General features: G+C 69.4%; 16 protein-coding genes, 1 tRNA gene and 1 riboswitch. Of the genes, 13 read left to right on the top strand and 4 right to left on the bottom strand.

Going from position 1 to position 17825, the window contains the following annotated elements:
* Positions 1-114 precede the first annotated feature (114 nt).
* The 10 genes from OG707_RS24240 to OG707_RS24285 all read left to right on the top strand — a co-directional run bounded on the left by OG707_RS24240 (position 115) and on the right by OG707_RS24285 (position 11237).
* Positions 115-1113: a nucleoside triphosphate pyrophosphohydrolase gene (locus OG707_RS24240; RefSeq protein WP_329121691.1), complete on the top strand. Its 999-nt coding sequence runs from the start codon at positions 115-117 to the stop codon at positions 1111-1113.
* Complete coding sequence (locus tag OG707_RS24245; protein WP_329121693.1) at positions 1110-2351, top strand: cytochrome P450 family protein; 1242 nt, start codon at positions 1110-1112, stop codon at positions 2349-2351. The genes OG707_RS24240 and OG707_RS24245 overlap by 4 nt, the downstream gene beginning before the upstream one ends.
* Before the next feature lie 113 nt (positions 2352-2464).
* Positions 2465-3331, top strand: a complete 867-nt coding sequence (locus tag OG707_RS24250; RefSeq protein WP_329121694.1) for a transglycosylase family protein — start codon at positions 2465-2467, stop codon at positions 3329-3331.
* Positions 3332-3594: 263 nt separating this feature from the next.
* Positions 3595-3742, top strand: a riboswitch (cyclic di-AMP (ydaO/yuaA leader).
* Between the two features lie 4 nt (positions 3743-3746).
* Positions 3747-4490 (top strand): transglycosylase family protein, encoded by a 744-nt coding sequence (locus OG707_RS24255; protein ID WP_329121697.1) that lies wholly within the window; start codon positions 3747-3749, stop codon positions 4488-4490.
* Between the two features lie 182 nt (positions 4491-4672).
* Positions 4673-5959, top strand: a complete 1287-nt coding sequence (gene eno, locus OG707_RS24260; RefSeq protein ID WP_329121699.1) for a phosphopyruvate hydratase — start codon at positions 4673-4675, stop codon at positions 5957-5959.
* A gap of 82 nt (positions 5960-6041) precedes the next feature.
* Complete coding sequence (locus tag OG707_RS24265; RefSeq protein ID WP_329121700.1) at positions 6042-6512, top strand: FtsB family cell division protein; 471 nt, start codon at positions 6042-6044, stop codon at positions 6510-6512.
* A 23-nt stretch (positions 6513-6535) separates the two neighbouring features.
* Complete coding sequence (locus OG707_RS24270; protein ID WP_329121702.1) at positions 6536-7066, top strand: DUF501 domain-containing protein; 531 nt, start codon at positions 6536-6538, stop codon at positions 7064-7066.
* A complete protein-coding gene (locus tag OG707_RS24275) occupies positions 7063-8010 on the top strand; it encodes a Ppx/GppA phosphatase family protein (RefSeq protein WP_329121704.1) in 948 nt (315 codons plus the stop codon). The genes OG707_RS24270 and OG707_RS24275 overlap by 4 nt, the downstream gene beginning before the upstream one ends.
* A 345-nt stretch (positions 8011-8355) precedes the next feature.
* Entirely contained in the window at positions 8356-9750 is a 1395-nt protein-coding gene (locus tag OG707_RS24280; RefSeq protein ID WP_329121706.1) for an NAD(P)/FAD-dependent oxidoreductase, read from the top strand.
* A 197-nt stretch (positions 9751-9947) separates the two neighbouring features.
* Positions 9948-11237 (top strand): cyclopropane-fatty-acyl-phospholipid synthase family protein, encoded by a 1290-nt coding sequence (locus OG707_RS24285; protein ID WP_329121708.1) that lies wholly within the window; start codon positions 9948-9950, stop codon positions 11235-11237.
* 76 nt (positions 11238-11313) lie between these two features.
* On the opposite strand, the gene OG707_RS24290 is transcribed toward OG707_RS24285, so the two are convergent.
* Together OG707_RS24290 and OG707_RS24295 are read right to left on the bottom strand one after the other, a co-directional pair.
* Complete coding sequence (locus tag OG707_RS24290; RefSeq protein WP_329121710.1) at positions 11314-13833, bottom strand: ABC transporter permease; 2520 nt, start codon at positions 13831-13833, stop codon at positions 11314-11316.
* Positions 13834-13877: 44 nt separating this feature from the next.
* Positions 13878-14648 (bottom strand): ABC transporter ATP-binding protein, encoded by a 771-nt coding sequence (locus OG707_RS24295; protein WP_329121712.1) that lies wholly within the window; start codon positions 14646-14648, stop codon positions 13878-13880.
* Positions 14649-15020: 372 nt separating this feature from the next.
* On the opposite strand from OG707_RS24295, the gene OG707_RS24300 reads away from it, so the two are divergent.
* Positions 15021-15103: transfer RNA gene (locus OG707_RS24300), tRNA-Leu, on the top strand.
* 130 nt (positions 15104-15233) lie between these two features.
* Complete coding sequence (locus OG707_RS24305; RefSeq protein WP_329121714.1) at positions 15234-16085, top strand: Bax inhibitor-1/YccA family protein; 852 nt, start codon at positions 15234-15236, stop codon at positions 16083-16085.
* 71 nt (positions 16086-16156) lie between these two features.
* Here OG707_RS24305 and OG707_RS24310 read toward each other — a convergent pair whose 3' ends face one another.
* Positions 16157-16387: a DUF4287 domain-containing protein gene (locus tag OG707_RS24310; protein ID WP_329121716.1), complete on the bottom strand. Its 231-nt coding sequence runs from the start codon at positions 16385-16387 to the stop codon at positions 16157-16159.
* A 102-nt stretch (positions 16388-16489) separates the two neighbouring features.
* Here OG707_RS24310 and OG707_RS24315 point away from each other — a divergent pair, with 102 nt between their 5' ends.
* Entirely contained in the window at positions 16490-16834 is a 345-nt protein-coding gene (locus OG707_RS24315; protein ID WP_329121718.1) for a hypothetical protein, read from the top strand.
* Here the strand turns inward: OG707_RS24315 and OG707_RS24320 are convergent.
* On the bottom strand, positions 16818-17657 hold the full coding sequence (locus tag OG707_RS24320) for a hypothetical protein (RefSeq protein WP_443071495.1): 840 nt from the start codon (positions 17655-17657) through the stop codon (positions 16818-16820). The genes OG707_RS24315 and OG707_RS24320 overlap by 17 nt on opposite strands.
* Between the last annotated feature and the right edge of the window lie 168 nt (positions 17658-17825).

Raw genomic sequence — 17825 nt, forward strand, 5'->3', positions numbered from 1 at the left:
AGGCCAAATCAAGCCCCTCCGGCGATTGAGGAGCGGGGTCCGGGGCGGAGCCCCGGGGCCCTGCTCCGCGCAGCGGCCCGGCTCTCCCCGCCCGGCCGGGGGTAACGTCGACGGGTGACCCCTGAAGACTCCGCCGCCCCCGGCCGCATCGTTCTGCTCACCACGACACACCGTGTCGCGCCGGGCATCCTCTCCTGGCCGGCCTGGCAGACCCTGCACTCCGCCGACCGCGTGCTCTGCGCCGACACCGCGCACCCCCAGCTGCCGTACCTCCGCGAGGCGGGCATCGAGGTCGAGCACACCGCGGCGGACGCCCAGGACCTGGTGGACGACTGCGCCGGCGGCCGCACCCTGGTCGTCATCCCCTCCGGTGCGGGCGGGGACGAGGGCGACCGGCGGCTCACCGACTCGCTCGCCCGCCTCGCGGGCAGCGGCCGCGTGCAGATGCCCGACCTCGAACTGCTCCCCGGCTCCTACGACCTTCCCGGCGCCCGCCTCCTCGACCTCGTCCAGGTCATGGACCGGATCCGCCGCGAGTGCCCGTGGTCGTCGCAGCAGACGCACAAGGGGCTCGCCAAGTACGGCATCGAGGAGGCGTACGAACTCGTCGAGGCCATCGAGGACGGCGACCGCACCGAACTGCGCGAGGAACTCGGCGACGTACTCCTTCAGGTCGTCTTCCACGCGCGCATCGCGCAGGAAGCCACCGGGGAAGAAGGGGACGAGCCCTTCTCGATCGACGACGTCGCCGGCACCATCGTCGAGAAGCTGATCCACCGCCACCCCCATGTCTTCGGCGACGAGACGGCCGAGACCCCCGAGGACGTCAAGGCCCACTGGCTGCGCACCAAGGCGATCGAGAAGCAGCGCGACTCGGTGACCGAGGGCGTCCCGCTCGGCCAGCCCGCCCTCGCCCTCGCGGCCAAGCTCACCTCCCGCGTCCGTACGGCGTCCCTCGACGTCCCCCTCCCCACGGGCACCGGCGTCGGCTACCAACTCCTCGCGCTGGCAGCCGAGGCGGAGGCGGCGGGCACGGACCCCGAGGCGGCGCTGCGGGCGGCGGCCCGTGCGTACCGTGACGCGATCGTGGCGGCAGAGGGCGTACGCAAGTGACCGTCGATCCCCAACCCGAGCTCTTCACCTGGGAGTTCGCGACCGACCCGTACCCCGCCTACGCCTGGCTGCGCGAGAACTCCCCGGTCCACAGGACGTCGCTCCCCAGCGGCGTGGAGGCCTGGCTGGTCACGCGGTACGCGGACGCCCGCCAGGCCCTGGCGGACCAGCGGCTCTCCAAGAACCCCGCGCACCACGCCGAGCCCGCCCACGCGAAGGGCAAGACGGGCATCCCCGGCGAGCGCAAGGCCGAGCTGATGACCCATCTCCTCAACATCGACCCACCGGACCACACGCGCCTGCGCCGCCTGGTCTCCAAGGCGTTCACGCCGCGCACGGTGGCCGAGTTCGCCCCGCGCGTGCAGGAGCTGACGGACGACCTCATCGACAAGTTCGCGGCCAAGGGCGAGGCGGACCTGATCCACGACTTCGCCTTCCCGCTCCCCATCTATGCGATCTGCGACCTGCTCGGCGTCCCGCGCGAGGACCAGGACGACTTCCGCGACTGGGCCGGGATGATGATCCGGCACGGCGGCGGCCCGCGCGGCGGTGTGGCCCGCTCGGTCAAGAAGATGCGCAACTACCTCGCCGAACTCATCCACCGCAAACGCGAGAACCCCGGCGACGACCTGATCTCCCACCTCGTCAGCGCCAGCGACCACGGCGATCACCTCACCGAGAACGAGGCCGCCGCGATGGCGTTCATCCTCCTCTTCGCCGGCTTCGAGACGACCGTGAACCTGATCGGCAACGGCGTCCACTCCCTCCTCCGGAACCCGGACCAGCGCGAGCGCCTCCAGACCTCCCTCGCGGCGGGCGAGAGCGACCTGCTGGCCACCGGAGTCGAGGAACTGCTGCGCTACGACGGCCCGGTCGAGCTCGCGACCTGGCGCTTCGCCACCGAACCGCTGACGATCGGCGGCCAGGACATCGCCGAGGGCGACCCCGTGCTCGTCGTGCTCGCGGCCGCCGACCGCGACCCGGAGCGCTTCACCGCACCCGACACCCTCGACCTCTCCCGAAGTGACAACCAACACCTCGGATACGGCCACGGCATCCACTACTGCCTGGGTGCACCGCTCGCCCGCCTGGAGGGCCAGACGGCGCTCGCGACCCTCCTGACTCGCCTCCCGGACCTGCGACTTGCCGGGGAATCGACCGATTTGCGGTGGCGTGGCGGGCTCATCATGCGTGGACTGCGCACGCTGCCCGTGGAGTTCACCCCCGAAGAAAGCTGACGGATCGTCAAACCTGTGACTTTCACGTGATCTGCGCTGCATCGACTTGTGACCGACGTTCGATTCCGGCTACGTTCACCGTTCGACTCATCCGTCACACGGAAGGCCCTCGCATGCGCTCCGGGAACGGTCGGCATCGCCGCCCTCGTCAGGCTCCCGCAATCGTCGTAGCGGCAGGAGTGACGGGTTCGGCCATCGCGATTCCGCTGCTGGCCGCCACCGGCGCCCACGCCGCGGACTCCACCACCTGGGACCGGGTCGCGCTCTGCGAGAGCGGCGGCATGTGGAGCGCCGATCTCGGCAACGGCTACTACGGCGGTCTGCAGTTCTCGCAGGAGAAGTGGGAGAACTACGGCGGCGCGGAGTACGCCGAGCGCGCCGACCTCGCCAGCCGCGCCCAGCAGATCGCGGTGGCCGAGAAGATCCTCGCCGCGGAGGGCACGAAGCCCTGGGCGAGCTGCGCGGGCATCTCCGGCCTCGCGAAGGAGTACAACTCCGGCTCCTCGGCCACACCGTCGGTCGACCCCGGCGCGGAGGACACCGCGACCCCGACGCCCTCGGCGACCGAGACCCCCTCGGACACGGCGACCCCCTCCGCGACCCCCTCGCCCTCGGCGACCCCGTCGGACACGGCCTCGCCCACCCCCTCGGCGAGCGCGAGCGACGACGCCGGTACGGGTGCGGACAAGAGCGAGGACGCGGGCAAGGACACCGGCGCCGGTACGGGCAAGCACCGCGGCAGCGAGGACACCAGCGGCCGTACGGACAGCTCCAAGGCCTCCCGCGGCGAGACCCCGGAGCGCTCCGACGCCACCGAGGGCAGCTACACGGTCCGCTCCGGCGACAACCTCTGGGCCATTGCGGACGCACACGACATTCAGGGCGGCTGGCCGGCGCTCTACGCCGCCAACCAGAAGACGGTCGGAGCGGACCCGGACCTCATCGTTCCTGGCCAGAGCCTTGTTCTGGGCGAAAAGTAGGGGTACTTGACCCCCTTCTGTCCGCTTTTATCCAAGTGAGACAAGGGTCTCGTCACTCTTCGCGCGCGCCTCGTTCTCCCCACCCGATCACGCCGTCCCCCACCTGCGTAAATGTGTGTTCCCTGTGTGCAACAGGTGGAGTTTCGCCCCGATGTTCGTCTTTGAACATCGGGGCGACGTGTGTTTACGGTCTAAGCCGCTCGTCAAAGCGAGCACCAACGACCGTCACGCCGAATCCTGCCGTCGGTCGCTGGGATTACTCGACGCGTAAAGCGCCGTAGGCAGGAGCGGGGGACCCAGGTAAGTGCCGGGAGACCGGCTTGGGGTTAAGCCGAGCGCTAGGACGCTCGGCCGGGCAACTCATTGGCCCGAACCCGACAGCTCACCTCGTAGGCGTCGGTGAGGAGATTTCCGCATGCTGCTTTCCAGCAAGTCCAAGCACCGTCGCCCGTCGAAGGCCGTCCGTTTCGCCACGCTCGCCGGCATCACCGGTGCCGCGATCGCCGCTCCCCTGATCGGCGCCACCTCGGCCTCCGCCGCCTCCGTCTCCACCTGGGACGCCGTCGCCCAGTGCGAGTCCGGTGGCGACTGGTCCATCAACACGGGCAACGGCTACTACGGTGGCCTGCAGTTCTCCCAGTCCAGCTGGGCCGCCGCCGGTGGTACGCAGTACGCCGAGCGCGCCGACCTCGCCACCAAGGACCAGCAGATCGCCACCGCCGAGAAGCTGCTCGCCCTGCAGGGCCCGGGTGCCTGGGCCTGTGCCGGCGCCGGCAACCTGAGCAACGACGGTGTCGACCCGGGCGTCAGCACCGACTCCGGCAGCTCGTCCTCGAGCGACCAGTCCTCCAGCGACTCGTCCTCGTCCGACAACTCCTACTCGACCGACTCCGGCTCCTCCGCGAGCACGTCGGACGACTCTTCCTCGGACGAGGCCGCCCAGGCCCCCGCCGCGGAGACCCCGGCGCCCTCGACCTCCTCCTCCGCCTCGTCCTCGTACGAGAAGGGCGACGGCGAGTACAAGGTCAAGTCCGGCGACACCCTCAGCAAGATCGCCGAGGCTCACGACACGACCTGGCAGAAGCTGTTCAAGCTCAACGGCGACATCGTCAAGGACGCCGACCTGATCTACCCGGGTCAGCAGCTCCACCTGAGCTGATCCCCGCTCCTCAGAGCTCCCCGGCCCGGCGCGACTCCCCCCGTTTGCGCCGGGTCGGGGCTTTTTGCGTTACTACTGTCCAGTAGCCGGTCGCACGGCTGGCCGAACCCCGCCAGCCGGTTAGGCTCTTGTCGCAAGGCCAAAGCGAACTTGCACCACCTAGCGTCACATCCCATAAGGAGATGCTCGTGCCGTCCATCGACGTCGTCGTAGCCCGGGAAATCCTGGACTCCCGAGGCAACCCCACGGTCGAGGTCGAGGTCGGCCTCGACGACGGCAGCACGGGTCGTGCTGCCGTTCCGTCCGGCGCCTCCACCGGTGCCTTCGAGGCCATCGAGCTTCGTGACGGCGACCCCAACCGCTACCAGGGCAAGGGTGTCGAGAAGGCCGTCCTCGCCGTCATCGAGCAGATCGGCCCGGAGCTCGTCGGCTACGACGCCACCGAGCAGCGCCTGATCGACCAGGCCATGTTCGACCTCGACGCCACCGAGAACAAGGGTTCGCTCGGCGCGAACGCCATCCTCGGTGTCTCCCTGGCCGTGGCCCACGCCGCTTCCGAGGCCTCGGACCTGCCGCTGTTCCGCTACCTCGGTGGCCCGAACGCGCACCTGCTGCCCGTCCCGATGATGAACATCCTCAACGGTGGGTCGCACGCCGACTCCAACGTCGACATCCAGGAGTTCATGATCGCCCCGATCGGCGCGGAGTCCTTCTCCGAGGCCCTTCGCTGGGGTGCGGAGATCTACCACACGCTGAAGAAGGTCCTGAAGACCAAGGGCCTCTCCACCGGTCTCGGCGACGAGGGCGGCTTCGCCCCGAACCTCGAGTCCAACCGCGCCGCCCTGGACCTCATCATCGAGGCCATCAAGGAGGCCGGCTACGTCCCCGGCAAGGACATCGGTCTGGCGCTCGACGTCGCCGCGTCCGAGTTCTACAAGGACGGCAAGTACGAGTTCGAGGGCAAGTCCCGCTCGGCCGCCGAGATGACCGAGTACTACGAGGAGCTCGTCTCCGCGTACCCGATGGTCTCCATCGAGGACCCGCTGTACGAGGACGACTGGGCGGGCTGGAAGGTCCTCACCGACAAGCTGGGCGCCAAGGTCCAGATCGTCGGCGACGACCTCTTCGTCACCAACCCGGAGCGCCTCGCCCGCGGCATCGACGAGGGCATCGCCAACGCCCTGCTCGTCAAGGTCAACCAGATCGGTTCGCTGACCGAGACCCTGGACGCCGTCGAGCTGGCCCAGCGCAACGGCTTCAAGTGCATGATGTCCCACCGTTCCGGCGAGACCGAGGACGTCACCATCGCCGACCTCGCGGTCGCGGTGAACTGCGGTCAGATCAAGACCGGCGCCCCGGCCCGCTCGGACCGTGTCGCCAAGTACAACCAGCTGCTGCGCATCGAGGAGATCCTCGACGACGCCGCGGTCTACGCCGGCCGCAGCGCGTTCCCGCGCTTCAAGGGCTGAGCCTGTAGTTACCCGCGTCCCCGCACACGGTCCCGTACCGTGTGCGGGGACGTAGGTGCGTAACGGGGAGGCGGAGAGCGACATGGCAGCGGACAAACGGGACCGGTTCTCCACCGCGACCAGGATCCGCATCCTCGGCGAGCAGACCGCCGCCCGCGTCTACCGCTCGCAGACCCGCCGCCAGGCCCGCCGCTCGCGCCTCACCGGCCGGGCCGCGCTCCTCGTCATGGTCGTGTGCACGCTGATCGTGGCGCTCGCGTACCCGATGCGTCAGTACGTGTCCCAGCGCGCGGACATCGCCGAGCAGCGCAAGCAGTCCGAGGACGCGCGCAAGCGGGTCGAGGAGCTGCGGGACGAGAAGGCCAGGCTCCAGGACCCGGCGTACATCGAGCGCCTGGCCCGCGAGCACCTTCATTACGTACGGCCCGGGGAGACCGGTTTCACGATCGTCGACCCGGACGCGCGTGCCACCAGCACCGACGACCGGGGCGCCGCAGACCGCCCCTGGTACTCCAACCTCTGGGACGGCGTGGACAACGCCGACCGCCACTGATCACCACCACTTACGGAACGAAGATGCAGACGCCCCCTCCGCAGACCGAGTCCACCGCGCCCACGGATGCGGACATCGCCGCCTTCCAGGAGCAGCTGGGCCGCCCGCCGCGCGGACTGCGCGCGATCGCCCACCGCTGCCCGTGCGGCAACCCGGACGTGGTCGAGACGGCCCCGAAGCTGCCCGACGGCACGCCCTTCCCGACGACCTTCTACCTCACGTGCCCGCGCGCGGCCTCCGCGATCGGCACCCTTGAGGCGAACGGCGTCATGAAGGAGATGACGGAGCGCCTGGCGACCGACCCCGAGCTGGCGGCCGCGTACCGCAAGGCGCACGAGGACTACATCGCCCGCCGCGACGCGATCGAGGTCCTGGAGGGCTTCCCGAGCGCGGGCGGCATGCCGGACCGGGTGAAGTGCCTGCACGTGCTGGTCGGCCACTCGCTGGCCGCCGGTCCCGGCGTGAACCCGCTGGGCGACGAGGCGATCGCGATGCTGCCGGAGTGGTGGGCGAAGGGCCCGTGCGTCACGCCCTGCGCGGAGGCTTCGGAGTGACCCGCGCCGCTGCCATCGACTGCGGTACGAACTCGATCCGCCTCCTGATCGCGGACGCAGACCCTGCCACGGGCGAGCTCGTCGAGCTGGACCGCCGGATGACGATCGTCCGCCTCGGCCAGGGCGTGGACAAGACCGGGCGTCTGGCCCCCGAGGCCCTGGAACGGACCTTCGCCGCGTGCCGCGAGTACGCGGAGGCCATCAAGGCCCACGGCGCGGACAAGATCCGCTTCGTTGCGACGTCCGCCTCGCGCGACGCCGAGAACCGCGACGAGTTCGTTAGCGGCGTCCGCGACATTCTGGGCGTCGAGCCCGAGGTGATCAGCGGCGACGAGGAGGCCCGGCTCTCCTTCGCGGGCGCGCTGAGCGCGCTGTACGAGCGCGGGGATGCCCACCCTGTGCGCTCCCTCGTCGTCGACGTCGGCGGTGGCTCCACGGAGTTCGTCATCGGCACCGAGACCATGGAGTCCGCAACCGTGGAGGCGGCCCGCTCCGTCGACATCGGCTGTGTCCGGCTCACCGAGCGCCACGGCCTCACCGGCGACCCGCTCACCCCCGAACAGATCGCCGCCGTGCGTGCGGACATCGACAAGGCCCTCGACCAGGTGGCCGAGACCGTCCCGCTCACCGAGGCGCACACGGTCGTCGGGCTGGCCGGCACGGTGACCACCCTTGCCGGGATCGCGCTCCAGCTGCCGGCCTACGACTCGGCGGCCATCCACCGTTCCGTTCTCTCGTACCACCAGGTGAAGTCGGTCACCCATCGCCTGCTCCGTGCGACGCACGACGAGCGCGCGGCGATCCCGGTGATGCACCCGGGCCGGGTGGACGTGATCTGCGCGGGGGCCCTCATCGTCCTCGCGATCATGGAGCGCACCGGCACGCGCGATCTGCTGGTTTCGGAGCACGACATCCTCGACGGGATCCTCTGGTCCCTCGTCTGATCGATCAGACGGAACCAAGTTCGTGAAGTTCTTCACAAGGAAAAGGGGCCTGTTGGCCGACGCGGGGGGACTTATGGCCCTCATACGCGGCCCGCAGGGCCTGAGTGCGTGCATTTCGGGCGGCCGCTGATGCGTTACAGCGGTGTTAATAGGACCAGTGGTCTACCCGCCGGTAAGCCGTGAGGGCCAGTTCAGCGGGGGTGTTCAACGTGCCCACGTACCCCTTGGTTCCCTTGCGCGACCATGACGTGTGTCACGTGAGCCGCGCAGTGTAGCAGAGGCCCCCTCGAAGCTTGTGAAGGGGCGCACGAGCACCCCCTGCCGAGGGGGTGGATACTCGATGGCATGAGCACCACGGAGCGTCCCAGGATCCTCGTAGTAGGTGGCGGGTACGTAGGCCTGTACGCAGCTCGACGCATCCTCAAGAAGATGCGTTACGCGGAAGCGACCGTCACGGTCGTCGACCCGCGCTCGTACATGACGTACCAGCCCTTCCTCCCCGAAGCCGCCGCAGGCAGCATCTCCCCGCGTCACGTCGTCGTCCCGCTGCGACGCGTCGTCCGTGGGGCCGAGGTGCTCACCGGCCGCGTCACGACCATCGACCAGGACCGCAAGGTCGCCACCGTCGCGCCGCTCGTCGGCGAGGCGTACGAGCTGCCCTTCGACTACCTGGTGATCGCGATGGGTGCGGTCTCCCGCACCTTCCCGATCCCCGGCCTGGCCGAGCAGGGCATCGGCATGAAGGGCGTGGAGGAGGCCATCGGTCTCCGCAACCACGTCCTGGAGCAGCTGGACAAGGCCGACTCCACGACCGACGAGGACGTCCGCCGCAAGGCGCTGACCTTCGTCTTCGTGGGTGGCGGCTTCGCCGGCGCCGAGACCGTGGGCGAGGTGGAGGACATGGCGCGCGACGCGGCCAAGTACTACACCAACGTCAAGCGCGAGGACATGCGTTTCATCCTCGTCGACGTCGCCGACAAGATCCTTCCCGAGGTCGGGCCCGAGCTCGGCACCTGGGGCAAGGAGCACCTCGAGGGCCGCGGCATCGAGGTCTACCTCAAGACCGGCATGGACTCCTGCGTCGACGGCCACGTTGTCCTCAACAACGGCCTCGAGGTCGACTCCAACACCCTGGTGTGGACCGCGGGCGTCAAGCCCAACCCGGCGCTGTCGCGCTTCGGCCTCCCGCTCGGCCCCCGCGGCCACGTGGACGCCCAGCCGACGCTCCAGGTCACCGGCACCGACTACATCTGGGCCGCAGGCGACAACGCCCAGGTCCCGGACCTCGCCGCGATCAAGGCCGGTACGCCGCCCGAGCGCGCCTGGTGCCCGCCGAACGCCCAGCACGCGCTGCGTCAGGCCAAGGTCCTCGGCGACAACGTGATCTCCGGCATGCGGGGCTTCCCGCAGAAGGAGTACAGCCACGCCAACAAGGGTGCTGTGGCCGGTCTCGGCCTCCACAAGGGCGTCGCGATGATCGTCATGGGCAAGATGAAGATCAGGCTCAAGGGCCGTCTCGCCTGGTACATGCACCGTGGCTACCACGGTCTGGCCGTGCCCACCTGGAACCGCAAGATCCGCGTCTTCGCCGACTGGACCCTCGCGATGTTCCTCAAGCGCGAGGTCGTCTCGCTCGGCGCCATGGAGACTCCCCGCGAGGAGTTCTACGAGGCAGCCAAGCCCGCTCCGGCTCCGGCCGCCGCGGTGAAGAGCGAGGGCGAGAAGGCCAAGGCCTCCTAGCGCTCCCGTAGTACCGAACGTCCCGAAGGGACCGTCCGCCATCCGTGGTGCGGGCGGTCCCTTCGGCGTTTCGCGACGGATATACATGTACGGGCCATGGATTTTACGTTCCCGTTACGCGGTACTGGGACTGCGCACAGGGGACTTCGGTGTTTACGTATTGCTGAGCATTTCCCATCGTTACGGAGGTGTGCGCCATGGCCGACGCCGCGCTGCGGCTGACCGCTCTTGCCGAGGAACTGCTGGGGACGCCGCTCCCGGTCCGCATCCGGACCTGGGACGGCAGTGAGTCAGGGCCCCCCGGCGCTCCCGTAGTTGTCCTTCGCCACCGTCGCGCCCTGCGCCGTCTGCTGTGGAAACCCGGCGAACTCGGCCTCGCCCGCGCCTGGGTGGCCGGTGAACTGGACATCGAGGGCGACCTGTACGAGGCGCTCGACCTGCTGGCCGGTCTGCTCTGGGAGCGCGGGGCCGACGCCAAGGACGCCGTCCATCCGATACGCAACCCCGCACTGCGCACCGCCGCCCGCCAACTGCTGGCCATCGCGGGACCGTATCCGCCACCGCCGCCACCGCCCGAGGAACTCCGCCACCGCCGCGGCATGGTGCACACCAAGCGCCGCGACAAGAAGGCCATCAGCCACCACTACGACGTCGGCAACGACTTCTACGAGCTCGTCCTCGGCCCGTCCATGGTCTACTCCTGCGCCTTCTTCGGCGAGGACTCCACCCTCGAAGAGGCCCAGCGCGACAAGCTCGACCTGGTCTGCCGCAAGCTCGACCTCAAGGAGGGCATGCGCCTGCTCGACGTCGGCTGTGGCTGGGGCTCGATGGCCATCCACGCGGCACGCGAGTACGGCGTCCAGGTGACCGGTGTGACGCTCTCCACCGAACAGGCCGCGTACGCCCGCAAGCGCATCGCCGAGGAAGGTCTCACCGACCGCATCGAGATCCGGGTCCAGGACTACCGGGACGTCAGGGGCGGTCCGTACGACGCGATCTCCTCGATCGGGATGGCCGAGCACGTCGGCTCGGTGCGCTACCGGGAGTACGCGGACGACCTCTACGCACTCCTGAAGCCGGGCGGCCGGCTGCTCAACCACCAGATCGCGCGCCGCCCCGAACGGGACGAATCGGCGTACCACGTCGACGACTTCATCGACGCCTACGTCTTCCCCGACGGCGAACTCGCTCCGGTCGGCCGCACCCTGGCCACCCTGGAGGAGGCGGGCTTCGAGGCTCGCGACGTCCAGGTCCTCCGCGAGCACTACGCGCTCACCCTGCGCCGGTGGGTCGCCAACCTGGAAGCGCGGTGGCCCGAGGCGGTACGGATGACGAGTCCCGGCCGGGCGAGGGTCTGGCGGCTCTACATGGCCGCGTCCGCGCTCTCCTTCGAACGCAACCGGATCGGCGTCAACCAGATCCTGGCCGTGAAGACCCCGGAGGGCGGGGCTTCGGGCGTACGGCTGCGGCCGCGCAGCTGGAACTGAGGCGTGCGCACGCGACGGGCCCCGGACATCATCAGCATGTCCGGGGCCCGTCGCCGTACGCTCAACTGCCGTACTGCTACTCGGTCTTGATCGCGGTCAGCATGTTCAGCCGGGCCGCGCTGCGGGCGGGCCACAGGGCGGCGAGGATGCCGACCACGCCTGCGAGCAGGATGAAGATGCCGATCCGCTCCCAGGGCAGGACCAGCGCGTACCCGGGGATCGAGTCCTTCAGGGTCTCGCCGAGCGCCCAGGCCAGGAAGGCGCCCAGGCCGACGCCGATCACCGCGCCGTAGATCGAGATGACGACTGCTTCGAGCCGGACCATCCGCTTGATGCGGCGGCGGTCGAGACCGATCGCGCGCAGCATGCCGATCTCCTGCTGGCGCTCGAAGACCGACATGGCCAGGGTGTTGACGACGCCCAGGACGGCGATGAGCAGGGCCATGCCGAGCAGGCCGTACATCAGGTTGAGCATGGTGTTGACGATGCCGCCGAACATGTCACGGATGTCCTGCTGGTCCATGACCTCGATGGCGGGGTTGGCGCCGAGGGCGTCGACCAGCTTCTGCTCGTTGGCGGAGGTGGCGCCGCCGTCGATGTCGACGTAGACGGCGTTGATCTCGGGCTTGTCGCTCAGGTGCCGGTCGAGGGCGGCGGTGTCCATGACGATGCCGTTGGTGAACTCGTTGTCGTCGTAGATGCCGCCGATGGTCAGCGTGGACTTCGACTTGTCGGGGAAGCCCGCGGTGACGGTCTCCCCGGCCTTCCAGTTCTCCTGCTTCGCCAGCTTGTCGGAGATCAGGATGGAGCCCTTGGCGAGGCCGGACGACGAGCCCGAGACGATGTCGAGGTTGAGCAGCTGGTCGATGTCGGCGGCGTTCACACCGGTGACGCCCTGGCCGGTCGTGCCGTGGCCCTTGTTGGAGAGCTCCAGCCAGGCGGACTGGTCGGGGGAGTACGCGGTGACGCCCGGGGCGGCCGCGAGTGCCTTCACTGCGTCGGGCGACATGTGCTGTCCGTCGCCGGCCATCGCGACCAGGTAGTCGGCCTTGATGTTGTCGGTCGTCATCTTGTCGACGGCCTGGCCGAGCGTGACGCCGAGCGTGGTGATGCCGGTGACCAGGGTGAGGCCGATGGCGAGGGCCGCGGCCGTGGCTCCCGTACGGCGAGGATTGCGGACCGCGTTCTGCCCGGCGAGCTTCCCGGAGACGCCCCAGACGCCGACCAGCAGCGGGCGTACGAGGGCGATGACCGGACGCGACAGGAACGGGATGAGCACGATCACGCCGATCAGCGCGAGGAACGCACCCGCCGCGATGATCATGCGGCCGCTGTCGGTGGTCTGACCCGCGCCGGCCACGATCAGCCCGGCGCCGCCGAGGGTGAGGAGGGAGCCGATGGTGTTCCGTACGACCAGCGAGCGGCCCGTGGCGACCGCGTGGACGCTGCTCATCGCGGCGACCGGCGGGATCTTCGCGGCGCGGCGGGCGGGCAGGTACGCGGAGATCAGCGTGACCAGGACACCGACCCCGAAGGCGGCGGCGACGGTCACGGGCGAGATCAGCAGCGGCCCGCCCGGCACCTTCATCCCGAAGGACCCCATCAGCGGGCGCAGCCCCGCCGCGAGACCGATGCCCAGGCCGAAACCGATCGCCGACGCCAGCAGGCCGACCAGGACCGCCTCGCCGAGCACGGAGCGGGTGACCTGCTTGCGGGAGGCGCCGACGGCGCGCATCAGGGCGAGCTCCCTGGTGCGCTGGGCGACCAGCATGGCGAAGGTGTTGTAGATCAGGAAGATGCCGACGAAGAGCGCGATGCCGGCGAAGGCGAGCAGGCCCGTCTTCATCGAGGAGAAGTTGGACTCGATCGACTTGGCCTGGTTCGCGGCGAGCTGGGTGCCGGTCTGGGCGTGGGCGTCCTTGGGCAGGACGCTCACGACCGAGTCGAGCAGCTGGGCGTCGTTCGCGCCGTCCTTGGCGGTGACGGTGACCGTGTCGAAGTACCCGGGCGTGCCGTAGAGCGTCTGCGCCTCGGCGGTGGAGAAGAGGCTGAGCGTGCCGCCCGCGCTGACCGCGCCGTCGTCGGTGGTGAAGATCCCGGAGAGGGTGTACGACTTCACTGGGCCGTTGCCCGCGATCCGTACGCTGCTCCCGACCTTGACCCCGGCCTTGTCGGCGGTCTCCTTGTCCAGCGCCACCTGGCCGTTCCCGGTGGGTGCGGCGCCGGTCGTGAAGGCGTAGTCGCCGGTGGGCGTGTAGTTGGCGCCGGTGGAGGACCAGCCCTGGCCGATCAGCTTGCCCTTCTTGTCGGCGACCCCGGCGAAGCCGTCGATCTGGCCGGCGGCCTTGTCGACGCCGTTCAGCGCCTGGATCTTGTCGACGTCGGACTGGGGCAGGCCCTTGCCGTCGCCGTCGTAGCCGACCGAGACGGCGACGTTGTCGTAGCTCTTCGCCGACTGGTTCTTGTAGGCGGAGCCGAGGGTGTCGGTGAAGACCAGGGTGCCGGAGACGAAGGCGACGCCGAGCATGACGGCGAGCACGGTCATCAGCAGCCTGGCCTTGTGCGCGAGCACGTTGCGCAAGGCGGTACGGAACATGGTGTGTCAGTCCTGGGGTGTGGAGTGGCAGGGGTCCGGGCGGATCAGCTCGTACGGCCCCTGGCGTCGAACTCCTTCATGCGGTCCAGCACGCCGTCGGCGGTGGGGGAGAGCATCTCGTCGACGATCCGGCCGTCGGCGAGGAAGATCACCCGGTCCGCATAGGCGGCGGCGACCGGGTCGTGCGTCACCATCACCACGGTCTGGCCCAGCTCCCGTACGGAATTGCGGAGGAAGCCCAGGACCTCGGCGCCCGAGCGCGAGTCCAGGTTCCCCGTCGGCTCGTCGCCGAAGATGATCTCGGGCTGCGAGGCCAGGGCGCGTGCCACGGCGACGCGCTGCTGCTGGCCGCCGGAGAGCTGGGTGGGGCGGTGGCCGAGGCGGTCCCTGAGGCCCACCATGTCGATGACGTTCTGCAGCCAGGCCTTGTCGGGCTTGCGGCCCGCGATGTCCATCGGGAGCGTGATGTTCTCCAGCGCGGTCAGCGTCGGCAGCAGGTTGAAGGCCTGGAAGATGAAGCCGATCTTGTCGCGGCGGAGCTGCGTGAGCTGCTTGTCCTTGAGCGAGCCGAGCTCGGTCTCACCGATCCGTACGGATCCGGCCGAGAAGGTGTCCAGACCGGCCACGCAGTGCATCAGCGTGGACTTGCCGGAGCCCGAGGGGCCCATGATCGCGGTGAACTCGCCCTGCCGGAAGTCGACGGAGACCTGGTCCAGGGCGACCACCTGCGTCTCGCCCAGTCCGTACACCTTGGACAGTTCCGTGGCGCGGGCGGCCACCGCGGTGGTGCGGGCGGCGAAGGGGGTGGTGGTCACGAGGAGGGTCTCCTGTCGGGGCTGCTGTGCGGGGGACCGCGGGGACTCCTTCATCCTGTCCGCGCCCGGCAGCAGGAACGTCCCTCCCGATGCCCGTTCCCGGGGCCCTCTTGAGTCTGACCGGGACCCCTCCGTCTCCTCCTCCGGTATGACACGGCCCCTGAGACGCGGCAGGCGACTTTGCGTCATTCCGGCGGTCGCCGTACAACCGGACGGTCAGCCGGATACCGCCTCCGGCATGTGCCGATCGGCGCGAAGTGGGCTGACGCACCCTCAGGCGTCAATAAAATAAGACAACATCGGGCTGTTGTTCCGCTGTTCGGGGGACGGGCCCCGATAGGCTCGGACCGCACAAGGGGGAGCCCGCGCCTTGCCCGGATGGTGGAATGCAGACACGGCGAGCTTAAACCTCGCTGCCCCTCGGGGGCGTACCGGTTCGAGTCCGGTTCCGGGCACCTCGCCTGCCGCTGCGGCCCCGGTCACCGTCATGATCGCGAAAAGATCCTTCTCAGGCAGTAGAGTCTTCGCTTTGCTTTCCCATTACTCTTGACGTGAGGCCACGCACGGTGGCCACAAAGGAGTGAGATGAGGAGCAGCAACCCGGTCTTCTCGCGACGGGGGTTCAGCCGCGACAGCGGCGGCTACGCGGGGTTCAACGCGCAGCAGCAGCCGCAGGCCGGGGGCAACCCGTACGCGCAGGCCCCGACCGCCGACCAATACGCGACGAATCCGTACGCCACGCAGACGCCCGCGCCTCCGCGCTCCGGCGCCATGACGATGGACGACGTCGTCTCGCGTACGGCCATGACGCTCGGCACCGTGGTCGTCGGTGCCGTCCTGGCCTGGGTGGTTCTGCCGGTCTCCACGACGAGCTACGGGCTGGCCATCGGTGCGGCGCTCGTCGCCTTCGTGCTGGCGATCATCCAGTCCTTCAAGCGCAAGCCCGTGCCGGCGCTGATCATCGGTTACGCCGCGTTCGAGGGTGTCTTCCTCGGCGTGATCAGCGAGATGTACAACGAGGCGTGGTCGGGTGCTCCCTTCCAGGCTGTGCTGGGCACGATGGCGGTCTCGGCCGCCACGCTCATCGCGTACAAGCAGCGGTGGATCCGTGTCACCGCGCGCTATGCCCGGATCGGCATGACCATCGCGATCGCGTTCGTGCTGGTCATGGCCGTCAACCTGCTGGTGGTCGCCTTCGGCGGTGCCGACGGCGGCGGGCTGCGCAGCTTCGGGCCGCTCGGCTTCGCGGTCGGTGTGCTGGCGATCCTGCTCGGCTGCTTCTTCCTGACGCTGGACTTCAAGCAGATCGAGGACGGCATCACCTACGGCGCTCCGCGCGAGGAGTCGTGGCTGGCGGCGTTCGGTCTGACGATGTCGCTGGTCTGGATCTACCTGGAGATGCTGCGGCTCGTGGCGATCTTGCAGGGGAACGACTGACGCACCGCGTACGGAAGGGCCCGTTCCCCGGTCGGGGGGCGGGCCCTTCCGCGTTGTCGGGTGCGTACGCCTTAGAGCAGCCTCCGCGCAGCTCGCCTCAGGTCGTACTCATGGATGATCGCCTTGGCGTGGCCGTAAGCCAGATTGTGTTCGGTCCTGAGCCAGCTGACCTTCTCCTCGAAGCGGAAGAAAGCGGGGCCTTCATCAACGGCTCGCAGCCAGTCGGACACTTCACGACCGGTGCAGTGGGGGATTCGGGAGAGCAGATTGCGATGGGTCTCTTCGGAGAAGACTTGGGACATCGGCGCCTCCGGACGCATTGCACGAGAGCTGGTCCTTCATTGCACCGTGCCTGACTGTTGGCCTGTTGGCAACCGTCCCGTGGAGGCGCGTAGGGTCGCGCTGTGCTTGATACGACACCGCTCCTCACCGCCGTCGACCGCTTCGCCGACCGGCTACGGTCCGCCCCCCAGAGCCGTCTGCAGCAGGGTGCCGCCGCCGAAGGACTGGCTCTGGCCAGGGAATTGGCGCTGCGGGCGCAGCGTATCGAGGAGCCGGGCGGGGAGCCGCGCGTGATGCCCGATGCGGGTGTGTTCGCTGTTGCGGACCAAGTCGCGGTCGCCGGCCATGACTTGGCCGAGATTCTCCGTACGACAGCGGACAACGCGGACATGGCTGCGGCCCCGTCCCGGGAGCTGGACGAGGCCGTGGAGCTGGTGGCAGCGGCGGCGGCTAGAGCGACGCTATGACGCGGTCGGCGAGGATGTAGACGTTCTCCTCGCCGCAGGAGAAGGTCAGCGCGTACGCGCCCGCGACTCCGGATCCGCCGAGCAGCACCGGGGCGTCGCCCTCGCGCAGCGACTCGGCGAGGCGCTCCGCGGTCTCGCGGTGGCCCGGCGTCATGCACAGGGTCGTGCCGTCGGCGAAGACGTACACATCGAGCGTGCCGAGCGGTCCCGGGCGTACGTCCGAGAGCGCCGTACGGGACTCGGCGAGCTCCTCGAGGCGCGTCACCGTGCGCTCATGGTCGGCGACTACGGGTGTCTGTACGGGGACGAACTCGGGGTGCGAGGGGTGGCGTCGGCGGGCCGCGGCCAGCTCGGGGGAGTCCTCGGGGAACTCCTCGGCGAGGCTCTCCACCGTGGCCGCTGCGATGTCGTCGTCGCCGTCCAGTACGGAGTCGAGGACCGCGTCGAAGCCGGGCTCGAAGCCCGCGAAGTCGGCCTGGCGGGGCACGAAGAACGCGGCGTCGTCGCCGAGTCCGGCCAGTCCGCCGAGCAGCGACGGGGCGTCGGCCGCGTCGCGGGACTCCTGGGCGGCCCAGAAGGCGCGCGCCTCGGCCAGCTCGCGCTCCCGCTCCTCGGCGAGGGCCTCGGCGACCGCGGTACGTATTTCGGACGACCAGTTCTCCGCGGCGGGCGTTTCGCGCGCTCCGGGGACGGTCGCGGTGCTGCCGGCGGCCGCACGGGCCTGGGCCGATGCGGCGGTCAGCTGGGTGAGCTGCTTGCGCAGGCCGTGGACGGCGTACAGCACAGCAGCGCCGACGGCCGTGGCAGCGGCCGTCGTCAGCAGCAGGGCAAGAGACATGGCGCTCACTGACTTACTCCCGGTTTCAATCGATCCCCCGGACTTCCTACATCAGCTTCCCGTGTACCTGCGCCCGCTGTCAGTGCATTACGTCACGAATTGGACAGGTCTTTGTGCCTGGTGTTTAGTCCCGAAACGGCCGTGACCTGCGGG

Origin of the sequence: Streptomyces sp. NBC_01465 (assembly GCF_036227325.1) — a bacterium.
GTDB lineage: Bacteria > Actinomycetota > Actinomycetes > Streptomycetales > Streptomycetaceae > Streptomyces.

Excerpts from the sequence above, each read along its gene's own strand:
- OG707_RS24270 (WP_329121702.1), top strand. The coding sequence starts at position 6,536 with ATGCAGACGCCCCCTCCGCAGACCGAGTCCACCGCGCCCACGGATGCG.
- OG707_RS24310 (WP_329121716.1), bottom strand. The coding sequence starts at position 16,387 with ATGTCCCAAGTCTTCTCCGAAGAGACCCATCGCAATCTGCTCTCCCGA.
- OG707_RS24280 (WP_329121706.1), top strand. The coding sequence starts at position 8,356 with ATGAGCACCACGGAGCGTCCCAGGATCCTCGTAGTAGGTGGCGGGTAC.
- OG707_RS24265 (WP_329121700.1), top strand. The coding sequence starts at position 6,042 with ATGGCAGCGGACAAACGGGACCGGTTCTCCACCGCGACCAGGATCCGC.
- OG707_RS24285 (WP_329121708.1), top strand. The coding sequence starts at position 9,948 with ATGGCCGACGCCGCGCTGCGGCTGACCGCTCTTGCCGAGGAACTGCTG.
- eno (WP_329121699.1), top strand. The coding sequence starts at position 4,673 with ATGCTCGTGCCGTCCATCGACGTCGTCGTAGCCCGGGAAATCCTGGAC.
- OG707_RS24250 (WP_329121694.1), top strand. The coding sequence starts at position 2,465 with ATGCGCTCCGGGAACGGTCGGCATCGCCGCCCTCGTCAGGCTCCCGCA.
- OG707_RS24255 (WP_329121697.1), top strand. The coding sequence starts at position 3,747 with ATGCTGCTTTCCAGCAAGTCCAAGCACCGTCGCCCGTCGAAGGCCGTC.
- OG707_RS24290 (WP_329121710.1), bottom strand. The coding sequence starts at position 13,833 with ATGTTCCGTACCGCCTTGCGCAACGTGCTCGCGCACAAGGCCAGGCTG.
- OG707_RS24305 (WP_329121714.1), top strand. The coding sequence starts at position 15,234 with ATGAGGAGCAGCAACCCGGTCTTCTCGCGACGGGGGTTCAGCCGCGAC.